This window comes from Flavobacterium sp. Root186 (assembly GCF_001428525.1).
GTDB lineage: Bacteria > Bacteroidota > Bacteroidia > Flavobacteriales > Flavobacteriaceae > Flavobacterium.
On the sequence record NZ_LMHW01000013.1, the window covers coordinates 614,350 to 628,751 of the forward strand.

The following is a 14,402-nucleotide window of genomic DNA, read 5'->3' on the forward strand; positions in this document are numbered from 1 at the left end:
GGTTCTAAGATGCTAAGGTTCTGAGTTTTTTTTAAACCTAATCTTGGCATCTTAGAATCTCAAAACCTTAGAACTAAAAATAAAAAGCTGCAAAAGAAGCCTTAGAATCTTAGCACCTTAAAACCTCAGAACCTTAAAAATGGAAATAAAACTATTTTGCCCGGCAACTATCGCAAACCTCTCCTGCGGATTTGACGTATTGGGACTTTGCTTAGACAATGCGGGCGATGAAATGATTGTTCGAAAAGTCGATCAAAAAGGAGTTCGAATCACTAAAATTGTGGGTGCCGATTTACCTTTAGAAACGGAGAAAAACGTTTCTGGAGTTGCTGCTTTGGCAATGCTTGAAACTTTAGACGAATTGGATTTTGGATTCGAAATCGAAATTTACAAAAACATCAAAGCCGGAAGCGGGATCGGAAGCAGCGCCGCAAGTTCTGCCGGAGCTGTTTTCGGAATTAATGAATTATTAGGAAGACCGTATTCTCGTAAAGATTTGGTACAGTTTGCGATGCAGGGCGAAAAATTAGCCAGTGGCAACGCGCATGCTGACAACGTTGCTCCTGCCCTTTTAGGCGGATTTACTTTGGTAAGAAGTTATGCGCCGCTTGATATTATCCGAATTGATAGTCCGGAAGAATTGTTTGCAACGGTGGTTCACCCACAAATTGAATTAAAAACTTCTGATGCACGTTCGGTATTAAAACAAACCGTTTCCCTAAAAAGCGCGATTATGCAATGGGGAAATGTGGGCGGACTTATAGCGGGTCTTTACACAAAAGATTACGATTTGATTGGACGTTCGCTTCATGATGAAATCGTAGAACCTTTAAGAAGTGTTTTAATTCCTGGATTCGATCAAATCAAACAAACCGCTCTTGAAAACGGTGCATTAGGTTCTGGAATTTCAGGTTCTGGCCCATCGATTTTCGCTTTAAGCAAAGGAAAAAACACAGCAGACCAAATCGCAAAAGCCATGAGCGACGTTTACGAAAAAATGAATTTGCCGTATGAAATTCACGTTTCGAAAATTAATCCAGATGGTGTCCGCATCCTTTAGGATGGGACGCTGTAAGCAATAGGCTTTAGGCAATAAGCTTAAAACTTTGCGCATAATATAAAATCAAGAAAAAAAATGAAAGCTAAAAGCTAAACGCATTCAGAAAAAGCCTAATGCCTAAAGCCTAAAGCTTAAAGCCACAAAAAAATGAAATACTACAGTTTAAACCACAATGCCCCAAAAGTTTCTTTTCAAGAAGCTGTTATACAAGGATTAGCAACTGACAAAGGATTATATTTCCCAGAAAGCATAACACAGCTTGATTCTTCTTTTTTTGATAAAATCGAAAGTTTAAGTAATGAAGAAATTGCTTTTGAAGCAATAAAACAATTTGTTGGCGATGAAATTCCGGCAGAAAAACTAAAAGAAATCATCGCTGATACTTTAGTTTTTGATTTTCCTGTTGTGAAAGTTGAAAACGGAATTTATTCATTAGAATTATTTCACGGCCCAACAATGGCATTTAAAGACGTTGGAGCACGTTTTATGTCACGTTGTCTGGGCTATTTCAATAAAGATAAAAAAGACGCTAAAAACACCGTTTTAGTAGCAACTTCCGGAGATACAGGCGGAGCCGTTGCAAGCGGATTTTTAGGCGCTGACGGCGTTGATGTTGTGATTTTATATCCATCAGGAAAAGTGAGTGATATTCAGGAAAGACAATTGACTACTTTAGGTCAAAACATTAAAGCGCTTGAAGTTGACGGTGTTTTTGATGATTGTCAGGATATGGTGAAAAAAGCGTTTTTAGATGAAACTTTAGCACATAAAAACCTGACTTCGGCGAATTCTATTAATATTGCGCGCTGGTTACCGCAAATGTTTTATTTCTTCTTTGCTTACAAAGCATTGAAAAGCCAAAACAAACCTTTAGTTTTCTCTTGCCCAAGCGGAAACTTCGGAAATATCTGTGCCGGAATTATGGCAAAGAAATTAGGTTTGCCAATTGAGCATTTTGTAGCGTCTACAAACGTAAACGACACCGTGCCAAGATTCTTAGAAAACGGAAAATACGATCCAAAACCTTCTAAAGCAACAATCTCTAACGCAATGGATGTTGGAAACCCAAGTAACTTTATTAGAATTCAGGAATTATACAATAATGACTTAAAAGCTTTCGAAAAAGACTTTTCTTCTTATAGTTATACCGACGAAGAAACGCTTGAAGCGCTAAAGAAAATTTACAAAACCGACGGATACATTGCAGAACCTCACGGCGCTGTGGGTTATTTAGGTTTGAAAAAAGAATTGGAAAAACATAGTAATGCAATTGGTATTTTCTTAGAAACGGCACACCCAATTAAGTTTTTAGATGTTGTTGAACCTGCTTTAGGAATTACGCTTCCTATTCCTACTCAAATTGAGAGTGTTATTAATGAGGAGAAAGTTAGTGTTAGGATTTCTAGTTATGAGGAGTTGAAGGATTTCTTGAATTAAGAGTTTCACTGTTTCTTTCAAAAGATATAACGGCACTTATTATTTTAAGTGCCGTTATATCTTTTTTAGTATATTTAAATATTAATAAACTTCATCATTTTAAACTTGTATAGTATGAGAGCTGTAAGAACATTTAATGACGAAAGATTAGATAAAATGTGTACATATTGTGGAGACAAACACGGAACACGGGATCATGTGCCTTCTAAAATTCTCTTAAACGAACCTTTTCCCGAAAATCTACCAATTGTTTATTGTTGTGATAATTGTAATCAAAGTTTTTCATTAGATGAACAATATTTTGCTTGTTCCCTAGAATGCATAATTCATGGAACTACAGATATTGATAAATTGAACCGTAAAAAAATTAAAGAAACTCTTTTAAAAAATAAAAAATTACAACAACGGATTGAAAATTCTTTTATATATGGAGACAATATAAAAGTTTTTAAATATGAGGAAGATAGATTTAAAAATGTAATAACTAAACTTGCTAAAGGTCATATTAAATTTGAAACTAGTGAGCCGAAATTTGATAATCCTTCACATATTGGTATAACAACAATTGGATCAATGTCAGAGCAAGAAATAAACTCTTTCTTTAAAACTAAAGAATTAGAAATAGCTCCTGAAGTAGGAAGTAGAGGAACAATGATTTTAAATTTCTATGATGATGTCCCTTATGCTACTTGGGAAGATGTTCAAAGTGAAGTTTATCAATATTGTATAATTCAAAATAAAAAGTCAACACATGTAAAAATATTTATCCAAAATTATTTTGTTATCCAAGTAGTATGGGAATAGTTTACAGTTATATATCTAATAACATTTGTTCAAATAAAATTCCTTTCCCTTCGCACGTATGAGCGAAACACTCGTGCTAGTACGAAATGCCAAATACACACTTTGTATTGTTATTATTGAATGTTTTATGAAAATTTTATAAGAAATTAAAATTAACATTTCCTAACTTCGAACACATGTGTTCACTTGTCTTGCAGAGTATTTGTTCTTCAATCTATAGTTTATAAAATTGTAAAATCTTTTTAACATTAAATCGACGTTTAAAAAATATTTTTTACGCTACAATTATTATATTCATTAATAGGGTTATTTGTAAATAAGATTTAATATTTATATTTACTGAAAATTTGATATGTAAAGTCAAATTTTCAGTTATTAAGATATCCATAATTTTAATGAAAGAAATAATTGAAATTTATTCTAAAATAGTTGTTGCAACTTTTGGGTTTATTGGACCTTCATTTACGTTGCTAATATCCATTTTTATTGATGCAATTGAAAAAGCTAGAATCAAAAATGACCAACAACTAGAAACAATTAAATCATTATATGACGATGCGTATGTAAAAAATAAAGATAACATCGAGGAAGAAATGACAAAAATTATAAAAGAAAATAAAAAACATAAAAAACAAATTATTAAGGAATCAAATCTATTAAATCCAAAAAGACAAATAAAGAGAGTTTTTATACCACTGATTTTATCATTATTCTTTATAAGCTTATATTACTTTGCACGTACCAATTATTGTTTACTAGACTTACCTTTCATTATTGTTTTAAAATGTGTAGCGATAATTATAAGTGGTATTTGTTTTAGTTATTGTTTGTTTGCTCTTTGGCAAATATTAAACATGGTAATAGAAGCGAAACAAATTCTTATTAAGGATAAAAATGATAAGGTTGTTAAACAAGAAAAAGAAGAAGAAATTGGAGAAGCATTGCCTCCAGAGAATAAAATATAAACATCATGGCAGCATTTAAAATTTTACAAATAGTAGACGGTGAAACTATTAAGGTTGCACCAAAATGGTCATTAACTACTCAGGATGGAACAAAATTAATAGGTGAAACACTTAAGATAAGAGGATATAATTTATCAAATTCTTCTAATAAAAATTATGCGGTAGATAAATTAAATAAATTATTAACAAACAAAGAATTGATTCTGAAAAATCCTCAGGTAATAGATCGTTCTAATATAACAGATGCCAAAATTATCTGCAATGTTTTTGTAGACGATGTTGACATTTCAAATTATTTTCCAGAATACAAACTGTAAAATAAAAATCCCGCTCAATGTGAGCGGGATTTTTATTTTTAACCTTTTAACTCTTAACGTCGTACTTTTTTTACTATTACAAGCGTCCCTCATATGAATGCAAAGAAATAAAAAACAATTGGAATGCATAAGCGAGACACTCATACTAGCTGACTAATACAAACAAAAAGAGACCCATCAAAGGTCTCTTTTCAATTAATATATCTTCAAAAAACGTTTACTTCCCGTTCAATAATTTCTCCGCTAGCGCGAGCGTCTCGCCATAAGTGTTCGAAACCTTATTCAGTATTTAAAATTTGATTTATTTTATTAGGGTCTCCTCCGCATTTTTTTACAATATCTTTAATAATTAAAACTTCTAGCTCTTGGGCAAATTTTAATTTTGGAATTTTATACCCTTTGAGATCATTAAGTTTTTTATATACAATCAATAAAATAGCTGTGATCAAGGTCATGTACATAATAACCTTTACTCCGTTAATGTTTCTACTTATCAAATGACTAAAATTCAAGTTCTGTTTAATGAATTTAAAAAACACTTCGATCTCCCAACGCTGCTTGTAAATATCAGCTACCTCTTTTGCTGTCAGGGTTTTGCTGTTTGTTAAAAAGTAAAACACTTCTGCATTTTCTTTTTCTTTAGCAATAATTAGCCGTAAAAATCTTTGAGTCTTTTTATTTCGTCTATCGTATAATATTACTTCCAGATCCTTTTCTAAAAACAATCTTTCTGTTTGATTTTTATCAATTTCAAATTCTCGGACTTTTTCGAAACGAGTATAATTATTAAGTCGTGTCACAAAGGTTAAATTATCTTTGTTGAACTCTTCAAATGTTGCTCTGGATTGAATTCCTCTATCAAAAACTAAAATATTGTCAATACTTAAAGGGCATTCTTTTATTAATTCTTTTAGAGCAAAATCCTCTGAGACAAATGCCTGTTCTGTGAAAATTTTTGAGTGAATCGGGATATTTGAAAATGCTATACTGAATTTTACTGATTTCTTAGTGCTGTTCTGATTAATGATCATTCCTTCTTTTAATAATTTTGAAGAAATACTAACTAGAGTTGAATCAAAAGAAATAATATTATGCTTTTTCTTTAAATATTTATTTTGATACTTTTTTAGGCAGCTATTAAAAATTGCTTCAAAATAATCTGAATTAATTGTAACCAATCGATCTCTTATTGAATTATATTTCACCCCGTCAAAACTTGTATTTGCAATACTTTTGAATGCCAGTGAATGATAAAACTCTTCCATTACCCTCAAACTATTCTGCTTGATATTTAACATTGAGAAAAGTAATAATTGAAACATCGTTTGCCCATGAAGCTTTTTTACCTGATGATCAACATTATAATTAAGGGATAGTTTTTCTAATTCTTCTTTTGGAATGTAGTCTAAAACTTCTTCTAATTTCATAAGTTTGTTTTATACTCAAATATAATAATTTCAAGGTTTCGAACACTTATGGCGAGACGCTCGCGCCAGCAATTGAAATAAATAAAAAAAGAGATCTAATCAAGACCTCTTTCTAGAATTAAATATATCTTTAAAACGGTTATTTCCCGTTCAATAATTTCTCTAAATATTCAACTTTATCTTTTTCAGCTTGCACCAAACGTTCGTAAAGTTCAACAACTTTATCTAAAGGATTAAAAGTACAATTGCAATTGTAATCACCTGAAGCAATTGCACTATGATCTTGAAAAGTATTTCCAATAATATTAAAAACCGCTTCTTCCGAAAAGTTTTTAATTGCTTCCACAGAAACACCAAGAACTTTTGCTATTTCAATTAGTTTTTCTTCATCTACAGTTTCGCTGTTTTCAATAGCCTAAATAGTCTGCTGACTTGTACCTAAAGCCTGTGCCAGTGCTTCCTGTTTCATATCTTTAAGCTCTCTGATACGGCTTATATTTCTGCCGATATGTTTTGGTTTTATTGCTGTACTCATAATTCAAAGATATTTAAAGTTCTTAAACGAAAATAAATTTAGGTAAAAAACAAAAGTATTTTTGTAAGATACGCTTTTCAATTTTATATTTGAACGCAGATTTAACGGATTCGTTATCACGAAGACGCGGATTAATACAGATTTTTTTTGAGTTTTAAATAAGTTTATTATGTTTCATTAAAAAAACAATAAAATTCAATATGGGCACAAACATTGTTCTGGTATTTTTAGCATTAATTATTATTTCTCTTCTCTGTTACCCAAAAATTCAATCTTGGGTTGATTATTATAAAGAACAAAGAGCAATAGAATTTAAAAAAAGAACAGGTCTTGATTTGTGGTCTCTTTATAGATTATCAGAACTTGCGCCCTTTTTCTGGGGTTTAGAAAAATTCATCTTTAACAGTACTATTTTTTACTTCGATGAAAATAATTTATACCTAATAAATTCAAATGAGCCTTTAATTAAATATCCTCTCTCCACAATTATTGAAGTTAGAAGAACTGCGGTTACCATTAACAAAAGAAGAGTCTGGAAAATAATTATAGACAATGCAGGGCAGCAATTAATTTTTAAGCTAAGAACTTATACCAACTTTAGTCATTTCTTAGAAAAAGTAAGTGAAAATCCAAATGCAATTGTAGACGATAGGTATATTTGGGGAATATTTGAATGATCTGTCCCACCAAAAAATTAAACCATGAAAAAACTATTACCATTATTTTTATTCTTCCTTCTAATTTCTTGCCAAAAAAGTGAAAGTAACAATGAAAACAAGGAAGAACCAAAAGCACTACAAGAGAAAAGCATTGACATAGGCAGATTTAAAGGCAGAGAAGATTTAGTTGATGATTTGTATCAGGAACTTGTAAATAAATCTCCCGAACTAAAAACCTTAGAAGATGAATTGAACGAAGTAAATGCCAAAGACACGGTTTCTATTTTTCATCATTACGACAATAAATCCATCAATTATTACATTTCTGCCAAAAGTAATACTGCAGGCATTAGAGATAGTATACTGAAAAACAAAATTCTAAATTTAATCATCAAAAGTTCCGATAAATACGATTCTAAAAAAGCTGACATAGAAAGTCTGGTAACAACTATTAATAAAAAAAGAACCGAAATAACCAACTATCATACAGCTTTGAAAATTGTTTTGACCCTTCCACTTATTGAACAATATCAAAATGATCATTTACCAAAAAAATCTCCTTTTGAAAAGGTGATTGAAAAAGAAAATCAATTGCTTGAAAAAGTCAAACAAAATACTCCAAGTTATTAATTAAAAATAAACGACCTCTCCGCCAACATTGACAATAATCTATTTACGAAATAAACCAAAAAACATGGAAAGATTTTTTCTGATAATACTTATTATACAAATGTTGTCTTACGGAATAGTTGATTATTATAAAATAAAATATGGCCGTTTTATTATTCTGTCAATCTTTTTATTGCTTTTTTTAATTGTCTTTCCAGTTTATTTTCAAGTAAATGAAAACAAAGATTCTGTTTTGTGCTTATATAATGCATTTGATTATTTTGAGGTTTATTGGAATATTGGTATTGGACTCGTTTTATCAACCCACTTCATTTATTGTTATCTGATTAATAAAAAATCTAAAACTGTACAATAAATTATTTAAGCTAAACTAAAGACAGCATATATAAAAATTTCAATTGCCTCCAGCTTTAGCTGGAGGTTTTGATTTTGCAGACTAAATTGGCTTTAGCCAAAAAACTTAAAAGATTAGGCTAAAGCCATTTTCTAATATAACTTTGCCCTTCAGCTAAAGCTGTAGGCAATTTATTTTTATATTAAATAACATGATTACAAAAGCATTACTCGAAGACATTCCAGCATTAACAGTCTTAATAAACTCCGCATACAGAGGAGAATCTTCTAAAAAAGGCTGGACAACCGAAGCACATTTACTAGAAGGAAAAAGAACCGATGAACAGGAAATGACCCAAATTTTCCTTGATCCTAAAAATACGATTCTGAAATTTACAGAGAATAATAAAATTATTGGTTCGGTTTTATTGGTTGAAAAAGGGCATCAATTGTATTTAGGAATGTTAACCGTTTCACCTGAACTTCAAAATAGCGGAATCGGGAAAAAGCTTTTGGCTGAAGCCGAAATTCATGCTAAATCTCTTGGTTTGTCTGGTATTATTATGACGGTTATTTCGGTTCGTGAGGAACTTATTGCATGGTACAAACGTCATGGTTATGTGGATACGGGTGAAAGAGAAGCTTTCCCTCAAAGCGAAATTCATATTACAGTTTCTGATGCGCCTTTGGAGTTTATTTATTTGGAGAAAAGGATTTAAGAGGGTTCTACCACAGAGATACACGAAGATTTTGCGCAAAGATTCGCCAAGGTTTTTTTAATCTCGCAAAGTCGCAAAGAAATATAAAAAAGAAACTTTGCGACTTTGCGCCTTTGCGAGATTATTTTTTGAACCTTTGTTGCTTTGTCCCTTTGTCCCTTTGAACCTTTTTTTAAAAATAAAAAATGAACATACATCTTTTACCTAAAAAAGACAGTAAAGCCTCTATTTGGAGTGGCGGATTGACCTATGAATATATGATATATCCGAAAACAGCAAACTATACTGATAGAGATTTTGTATTCAGAATAAGCAGTGCTACAATAGAGGAAGTGCCTTCAGTGTTTACCAAATTTAAAGGCTATTACCGATACTTGGTTATGCTTGATAACGGCTTAGAAATTGAGGTAAACAAAGAAAAAAAAGTATATGAGAAGCATGAAATCATGGAATTTAATTCGGATGATGAAGTAACTTCTTATACAAATGGTATGGATTTTAATTGGATGATTTCTGAAAAAATTTCCCGTCATAAACTGGAAATAACAAATAGCAATCAGAATTGTAATGCTCAAATAATAATTTTATTTTCTTTAAATACTACATCTATTAAAATTAATGAGAAGTCCTATTATCTGGAACCTTATGATTTATTAGTCATTGAAAATCAAGAAAAGGAAAATATATTGCTTCATTTTTCTAATGAATGCCTTTTTGGGGTACTGGATTTTTAAAAGAAGTTTTGCCACGAAGGCACTAAGTTTTTTTTAATCTCGCAATCCCGATAGCCATCGGGAGCAGAGTCCAAAAGGTTTTAGACAAAGTTTACATACAGTTTGTCATTTCGACGAAGGAGAAATCTTCGCTAGAAGCTCTACAAAGATTGGAATCTCATTGCGGAGTTACTTACGAAGATTTCTCCTTCGTCGAAATGACAAGATTGCGAATTAATCTGCGTGAAACAAAAATCATTTTAATCCTTTTAAATCTGTGGCTAAAAATTTTATGTTAGGCGCACTGCAGTGCGTCTCTACAGAAAACCTTTGAACCTTTGTCCCCTGCACCTTTGAACCTTTGCCTCTTTAAACCTAAGAAACTATCCTCTTAATCTTTGACAAAAACTCGTGTGAAACTCCCAAATAAGATGAAAGATTTTTGTTGTTTATGGTCTGAACTTTTTGCGGATAACGATCTTTAAAATCTAAATAACGTTGTTTTGATGTTTTATTTAGAACATCTAAAAGTCTTTGCTGGATTGCCACATTTGCACGTTCAATCATTAAAACATGAAACTGAATAATTTTGGGAACTTCTGCAAATAACTGCGTTTTTTGAGCTTTATTTATTACCAGAATTTCGCTGTCTTCTATGGCTTTAATATTATAAGTCGTTGGCTTTTGGTGATAAAAACTTTCCAAATCACACATCCATTCGTTTTCGAAAGAAAAGAAAATAACACTTTCGGTTCCGTTTTCGTTTAAGATATAAGTTTTAAATGAACCTTTTAAAATAAACCCCTCATAACTGTTATTCGAATCCTGGATTTGAAGAAACTGATTTTTTTTGAGTTTAATAAGTTCAGCTTTTGAAACAATAATATTCCATTCTTCATCAGTGAGCGGAATCTTTCGCTCAATGTTTTTTCTTAGTAGGTTGTACATGTTTGTGGTTTTTGTTGGAAATAAATTTGTTTTTTCAATTCATTATCTATTAGGGGTTTAGAAAATGTAATCGATTACGTAAAAGTACACTATTTATACATTTTTGTAAATTAACAACTGTTAAAAAAACGAATTTGATAGAAATTTTTACAAAAGTTTGAACTTGTTCAACTTTTTTCCTGCAAATTATAATCAGATTTGTGCTGTTAAACTTTTATAAATAACCAAACTTAAATTATGAAATTACAATCAACACTCTCAATGTTTTTACTAACATTGACTCTCGGTTTTACGGCATGTAATACTGAAGAAATTGCTTCACCAAATACAGAAGCAAGTATTGAAACAACAGTTCAGCCGGCTGCGACGAATGTAACAGCAAAAATTGGAAACTGTTCTGAAGTTCCGGGCTGGGCTTCTCAAAACGGAAGCACAACAGGCGGCGGTTCTTCGGCTGAAACTACTGTTACAACTTACGCTCAATTAAAATCGGCTATTGAAAACACCTCTGTAAAAGTGATCAAAGTTTCCGGCACTATTACAGTTACAACACGATTATCATTTCAGGATCAGACTGGTAAAACCATTTATGGGACAAGCGGTGCAAAACTAGTTTCGACTAATCAGACTAAAGATGCTTCCGGTATTATCAACATTAAAAGATGTAAAAATTTAATCATCCGAAATCTAATTTTCGAAGGCCCCGGAGCTTACGATACTGATGGCTGGGACAATGCAATTTTGGACGAATGTACCAATGTTTGGGTGGATCACTGCGAATTTAGAGATGGTGTTGACGGAAACTTCGACATCAAAAACAAATCCGATTACATTTCGGTTACGTATTCTAAATTCCATTACCTAAAACCACCAAAAGCTGGAGGTTCCGGAGGATCTGACGATCACAGGTATTCAAACTTAATTGGTTCAAGCGATGGTGCTACCGCAGATCGCGGCAAATTGAGAATCACTTTTGCAAGATGCTGGTGGGCGCCTGGATGTAAAGAAAGAATGCCGAGAGTTCGTTTTGGAAAAGTTCATTTGGTAAACAGCTTCTTTAATAGTACGGTAAGCAATAAATGTATTGCAGCAGGTTTTGAAGCTGATCTTCGTGTAGAAAGCAACGTTTTTGAAGGTGTAAAAACGCCTATCGATTTAATGAGTGGTTATACGGCTGTTACGGCAACTGATAACGTTTTTACTAATACAACCGGAAATCAAGTCGGAAGCGGTACTGCTTTTACTCCGCCATATTCTATTGCAAAACTTAATAAAACTGCTGTTAAAGCTGATATTTCGGCTAATGCCGGAGCAACTTTAGGCGGTAATATCTGCGGATCGTTTTAAAAATATGAGTTAGTTTAGTTTTTATTTTTTAAACCATATAAGTGATATAAGGTATTTAAGTTTTAGTCTTAAATTATATTATATTGTTTATATGGTTTTGCTTTTTTTGTTTGCCATGAAGGCACGAAGACGCTAAGTTTTTTTAATCTCGCAAAGTCGCAGAGGCACAAAGTTTTTCTTATATTTCTTTGCGTCTTCGCGACTTTGCGAGATTTTTTAAGCCAAACCTTAAATTATCTTATATAACTTATATGGTTCAAAATAGTTACAACACGAGCTCTTCAAACAAACGATTAATTGTTTTCTCCAAATCCTGACATAAACCCGGATGAGGTCTTGAAGTTTGGATTGCAGAACTTCTAATTGCCGTTAACCAGCGAAAACGCTCCGGAATATCAAATCCAGCAATTGGACCGCCGTCTTTATCTCCATCGGCTATTTTTTGAAATGAAATTAAATTTTTATACAATTGTTCCGTGTCAAAATCTGGAGAGAAAGAATGAACTTTATGATTTGTAAAATAAAATTTCATTTTTATAAATTTGGCTTTTTTGCAAAACAAAATGATTCCGATATTCAGGAATTCTTCGCGTTCTACCCTTGGCACAACACGAATCACAGCATATTCGTATAAGTGATTATCTTGCATTTTGAGCCTGATTTACAAAGATTTCAGAATTATTTAATCTGGTTTGCAAAAACTGTAAATATACATTTCGTAAACCTTCCGGCGTTTCATCTGCATCTTCCCATTGCAGCCAGTCTAACGGAATTGTATTTACAATTTCTTCTAAAATTTCCGGCATTAAAATCGCTTTAAATTCGGCATCGACTTCTTTTAAAAGTGAAGCTTGCGGCAGTAAAACGTGATCCTTAATCAACGCAAACGGACTTTTGGCATGCTGTTCCCAATTATTCCAGGAATGATGAAAATATAAACACGCTCCATGATCAATCAGCCATAATTCTTTATGCCAGATCAGCATATTTGTATTTTTGAAAGTTCTGTCAACATTTGTAATATAAGCATCCAGCCAAACAATCTGCGAAGCTAATTTTGCATCGACAGTAGTTACAACGGGATCAAAAGTTATGGCACCAGATAAAAAATGAAGTGCCAGATTCAATCCCTGACTTCCCTGCAGTAAATCCTGAATTTCTTCATCGGCTTCGGTTCTTCCAAAGGCTTCGTCGAGATTCGCGAAAACTAATTCTGGTAATTGCAGTTTTAAAGCTTTTGCTATTTGTCCGCCAACTAATTCGGCTATAAGGGCTTTTACGCCGTGTCCGGCACCTCTAAATTTTAATACGTATTTAAAATCGTCATCGGCTTCTGCCAAAGCGGGTAAAGAACCGCCTTCGCGCAGCGGCGTTATATAACGCATGACGTTTACCGTTCTGAGATCGAAGTTGTTTTTCATAGATACAAACTTAGTAATTTAACCGCAAAGAGCGCAAAGGTTTACGCAAGGTTCGCAGAGTTTTTTAATCTCGCAAAGGCGCAGAGTCGCAAATATAAAACTTTGCGACTCTGCGCCTTTGCGAGCAAATTCTGTATTAACATAAAAAATCCTTGCGCCCTTTACGTAAACCTTTGCGCTCTTTGCGGTTAAGCCAAACTCAAAAACGCTTTCCCTAAATTCTTAATTATATCTGAGGCTATAAAAGATTCGTAACCAGTTTTTCGCAAAGCAATATCTGCAGTTAATCCGTGGAGATAGACTCCGAATTTTGAAGCATATTTTGGTTCATAGCCTTGTGCTAGAAGACTTATGAGGATTCCTGTTAAGGTATCGCCGCTTCCTGCTGTTGCTAAAGCTGCGTTTCCGGTTGTATTTTCATAGATCGAATTTCTGTTTATAATGAATGTTGGTGCGCCTTTCATGACCACAATAACTTTATATTTTTCTGAAAAGGCAATTGTTTTTTGAAACTTTTCAGATTCTGAACTCCATTTTCCGATCAAGCGTTCTAATTCTTTTGGATGAGGTGTCAAAATAGTATCTTCAGGAACCATTTCCAGCCAGGATAAATTTTCGGAAATAATGTTTAGAGCATCAGCATCAATAACCAAAGGTGCTTTATTTACTCTTAAAAACTCAAATAAAGCTTTTTGTGTTCCAAGTTCCTTTCCTATTCCGGGTCCAATTCCAACTGCCTGCGGAATCAATGGCAAATGAATATTAGTAATGAAATTGGTGTTTTCATCGGTAACGGTCATCACTTCGGGAATTGAGATTTGAAGGATCTGATAACCACATTTTGGTATAAAAGTCGTTACGAGTCCGCAGCCGGATTTTAAACATGATTTTGAAGCTAGAACAGCTGCACCAATTTTGCCATAACTTCCGGCGATAATCACAGCGTGCCCCTGAATTCCTTTATGTGTATGAGGATTTACGGGTTTGTATATTTTTAAGATTTCTTCTTTTGTGATTAAATATGGAGATTTCATCTGGCATTTTTTATATATTAAAGTTACATAAAAAATCGAAAGCCTAAATGTTT

At 32.7% G+C, this 14,402-nt stretch carries 15 protein-coding genes and 1 pseudogene; 10 read left to right on the forward strand and 6 right to left on the reverse strand.

What is annotated here, in order from left to right:
- The first annotated feature begins 139 nt into the window (after positions 1-139).
- The 5 genes from ASD98_RS15940 to ASD98_RS15960 all read left to right on the forward strand — a co-directional run bounded on the left by ASD98_RS15940 (position 140) and on the right by ASD98_RS15960 (position 4,583).
- Positions 140-1,060, forward strand: a complete 921-nt coding sequence (locus ASD98_RS15940; RefSeq protein WP_056206122.1) for a homoserine kinase — start codon at positions 140-142, stop codon at positions 1,058-1,060.
- Between the two features lie 147 nt (positions 1,061-1,207).
- Complete coding sequence (gene thrC, locus ASD98_RS15945) at positions 1,208-2,497, forward strand: threonine synthase (protein WP_056206125.1); 1,290 nt, start codon at positions 1,208-1,210, stop codon at positions 2,495-2,497.
- Between the two features lie 114 nt (positions 2,498-2,611).
- Entirely contained in the window at positions 2,612-3,301 is a 690-nt protein-coding gene (locus ASD98_RS15950) for a hypothetical protein (RefSeq protein WP_056206127.1), read from the forward strand.
- A gap of 395 nt (positions 3,302-3,696) precedes the next feature.
- Positions 3,697-4,266 (forward strand): hypothetical protein, encoded by a 570-nt coding sequence (locus tag ASD98_RS15955; protein WP_056206129.1) that lies wholly within the window; start codon positions 3,697-3,699, stop codon positions 4,264-4,266.
- 5 nt (positions 4,267-4,271) lie between these two features.
- A complete protein-coding gene (locus tag ASD98_RS15960) occupies positions 4,272-4,583 on the forward strand; it encodes a hypothetical protein (protein ID WP_056206131.1) in 312 nt (103 codons plus the stop codon).
- Between the two features lie 278 nt (positions 4,584-4,861).
- On the opposite strand, the gene ASD98_RS15965 is transcribed toward ASD98_RS15960, so the two are convergent.
- Together ASD98_RS15965 and ASD98_RS15970 are read right to left on the reverse strand one after the other, a co-directional pair.
- The gene (locus ASD98_RS15965; RefSeq protein WP_056206133.1) at positions 4,862-6,010 is read right to left on the reverse strand and encodes an IS4 family transposase; all 1,149 of its coding nucleotides are present in this window, start codon (positions 6,008-6,010) and stop codon (positions 4,862-4,864) included.
- A 139-nt stretch (positions 6,011-6,149) separates the two neighbouring features.
- Positions 6,150-6,545: pseudogene (locus tag ASD98_RS15970) on the reverse strand (helix-turn-helix transcriptional regulator).
- A gap of 200 nt (positions 6,546-6,745) precedes the next feature.
- Here ASD98_RS15970 and ASD98_RS15975 point away from each other — a divergent pair.
- The 4 genes from ASD98_RS15975 (at position 6,746) to ASD98_RS15995 (ending at position 9,620) form a co-directional block, all read left to right on the forward strand.
- A complete protein-coding gene (locus tag ASD98_RS15975) occupies positions 6,746-7,222 on the forward strand; it encodes a hypothetical protein (RefSeq protein ID WP_056206135.1) in 477 nt (158 codons plus the stop codon).
- A 24-nt stretch (positions 7,223-7,246) separates the two neighbouring features.
- Positions 7,247-7,834, forward strand: coding sequence for a hypothetical protein (locus ASD98_RS15980; RefSeq protein WP_056206137.1), 588 nt, complete (start codon positions 7,247-7,249; stop codon positions 7,832-7,834).
- A gap of 545 nt (positions 7,835-8,379) precedes the next feature.
- Positions 8,380-8,886, forward strand: a complete 507-nt coding sequence (locus tag ASD98_RS15990; protein WP_056206141.1) for a GNAT family N-acetyltransferase — start codon at positions 8,380-8,382, stop codon at positions 8,884-8,886.
- A gap of 185 nt (positions 8,887-9,071) precedes the next feature.
- Entirely contained in the window at positions 9,072-9,620 is a 549-nt protein-coding gene (locus tag ASD98_RS15995; protein ID WP_056206143.1) for a HutD family protein, read from the forward strand.
- Positions 9,621-9,974: 354 nt separating this feature from the next.
- Here ASD98_RS15995 and ASD98_RS16000 read toward each other — a convergent pair whose 3' ends face one another.
- The gene (locus ASD98_RS16000) at positions 9,975-10,547 is read right to left on the reverse strand and encodes a Crp/Fnr family transcriptional regulator (RefSeq protein WP_056206145.1); all 573 of its coding nucleotides are present in this window, start codon (positions 10,545-10,547) and stop codon (positions 9,975-9,977) included.
- A gap of 237 nt (positions 10,548-10,784) precedes the next feature.
- On the opposite strand from ASD98_RS16000, the gene ASD98_RS16005 reads away from it, so the two are divergent.
- Positions 10,785-11,894: a polysaccharide lyase family 1 protein gene (locus tag ASD98_RS16005; protein ID WP_056206146.1), complete on the forward strand. Its 1,110-nt coding sequence runs from the start codon at positions 10,785-10,787 to the stop codon at positions 11,892-11,894.
- 265 nt (positions 11,895-12,159) lie between these two features.
- Here ASD98_RS16005 and ASD98_RS16010 read toward each other — a convergent pair whose 3' ends face one another.
- The 3 genes from ASD98_RS16010 to ASD98_RS16020 all read right to left on the reverse strand — a co-directional run bounded on the left by ASD98_RS16010 (position 12,160) and on the right by ASD98_RS16020 (position 14,349).
- Complete coding sequence (locus ASD98_RS16010; protein ID WP_056206149.1) at positions 12,160-12,543, reverse strand: DUF3037 domain-containing protein; 384 nt, start codon at positions 12,541-12,543, stop codon at positions 12,160-12,162.
- Positions 12,533-13,315: a HipA family kinase gene (locus ASD98_RS16015; RefSeq protein WP_056206151.1), complete on the reverse strand. Its 783-nt coding sequence runs from the start codon at positions 13,313-13,315 to the stop codon at positions 12,533-12,535. The genes ASD98_RS16010 and ASD98_RS16015 overlap by 11 nt, the downstream gene beginning before the upstream one ends.
- 188 nt (positions 13,316-13,503) lie before the next feature.
- Positions 13,504-14,349 (reverse strand): NAD(P)H-hydrate dehydratase, encoded by an 846-nt coding sequence (locus tag ASD98_RS16020; RefSeq protein ID WP_056206153.1) that lies wholly within the window; start codon positions 14,347-14,349, stop codon positions 13,504-13,506.
- Positions 14,350-14,402: the final 53 nt, after the last annotated feature.

What these genes read in the sequence shown, in the direction of transcription:
- ASD98_RS15990 (WP_056206141.1), top strand. Translation starts at nt 8,380, where the DNA reads ATGATTACAAAAGCATTACTCGAAGACATTCCAGCATTAACAGTCTTA.
- ASD98_RS15980 (WP_056206137.1), top strand. Translation starts at nt 7,247, where the DNA reads ATGAAAAAACTATTACCATTATTTTTATTCTTCCTTCTAATTTCTTGC.
- ASD98_RS15995 (WP_056206143.1), top strand. Translation starts at nt 9,072, where the DNA reads ATGAACATACATCTTTTACCTAAAAAAGACAGTAAAGCCTCTATTTGG.
- ASD98_RS16020 (WP_056206153.1), bottom strand. Translation starts at nt 14,349, where the DNA reads ATGAAATCTCCATATTTAATCACAAAAGAAGAAATCTTAAAAATATAC.
- ASD98_RS15955 (WP_056206129.1), top strand. Translation starts at nt 3,697, where the DNA reads ATGAAAGAAATAATTGAAATTTATTCTAAAATAGTTGTTGCAACTTTT.
- ASD98_RS16005 (WP_056206146.1), top strand. Translation starts at nt 10,785, where the DNA reads ATGAAATTACAATCAACACTCTCAATGTTTTTACTAACATTGACTCTC.
- thrC (WP_056206125.1), top strand. Translation starts at nt 1,208, where the DNA reads ATGAAATACTACAGTTTAAACCACAATGCCCCAAAAGTTTCTTTTCAA.
- ASD98_RS15975 (WP_056206135.1), top strand. Translation starts at nt 6,746, where the DNA reads ATGGGCACAAACATTGTTCTGGTATTTTTAGCATTAATTATTATTTCT.
- ASD98_RS16015 (WP_056206151.1), bottom strand. Translation starts at nt 13,315, where the DNA reads ATGAAAAACAACTTCGATCTCAGAACGGTAAACGTCATGCGTTATATA.
- ASD98_RS15940 (WP_056206122.1), top strand. Translation starts at nt 140, where the DNA reads ATGGAAATAAAACTATTTTGCCCGGCAACTATCGCAAACCTCTCCTGC.
- ASD98_RS16010 (WP_056206149.1), bottom strand. Translation starts at nt 12,543, where the DNA reads ATGCAAGATAATCACTTATACGAATATGCTGTGATTCGTGTTGTGCCA.
- ASD98_RS15950 (WP_056206127.1), top strand. Translation starts at nt 2,612, where the DNA reads ATGAGAGCTGTAAGAACATTTAATGACGAAAGATTAGATAAAATGTGT.
- ASD98_RS15960 (WP_056206131.1), top strand. Translation starts at nt 4,272, where the DNA reads ATGGCAGCATTTAAAATTTTACAAATAGTAGACGGTGAAACTATTAAG.
- ASD98_RS15965 (WP_056206133.1), bottom strand. Translation starts at nt 6,010, where the DNA reads ATGAAATTAGAAGAAGTTTTAGACTACATTCCAAAAGAAGAATTAGAA.
- ASD98_RS16000 (WP_056206145.1), bottom strand. Translation starts at nt 10,547, where the DNA reads ATGTACAACCTACTAAGAAAAAACATTGAGCGAAAGATTCCGCTCACT.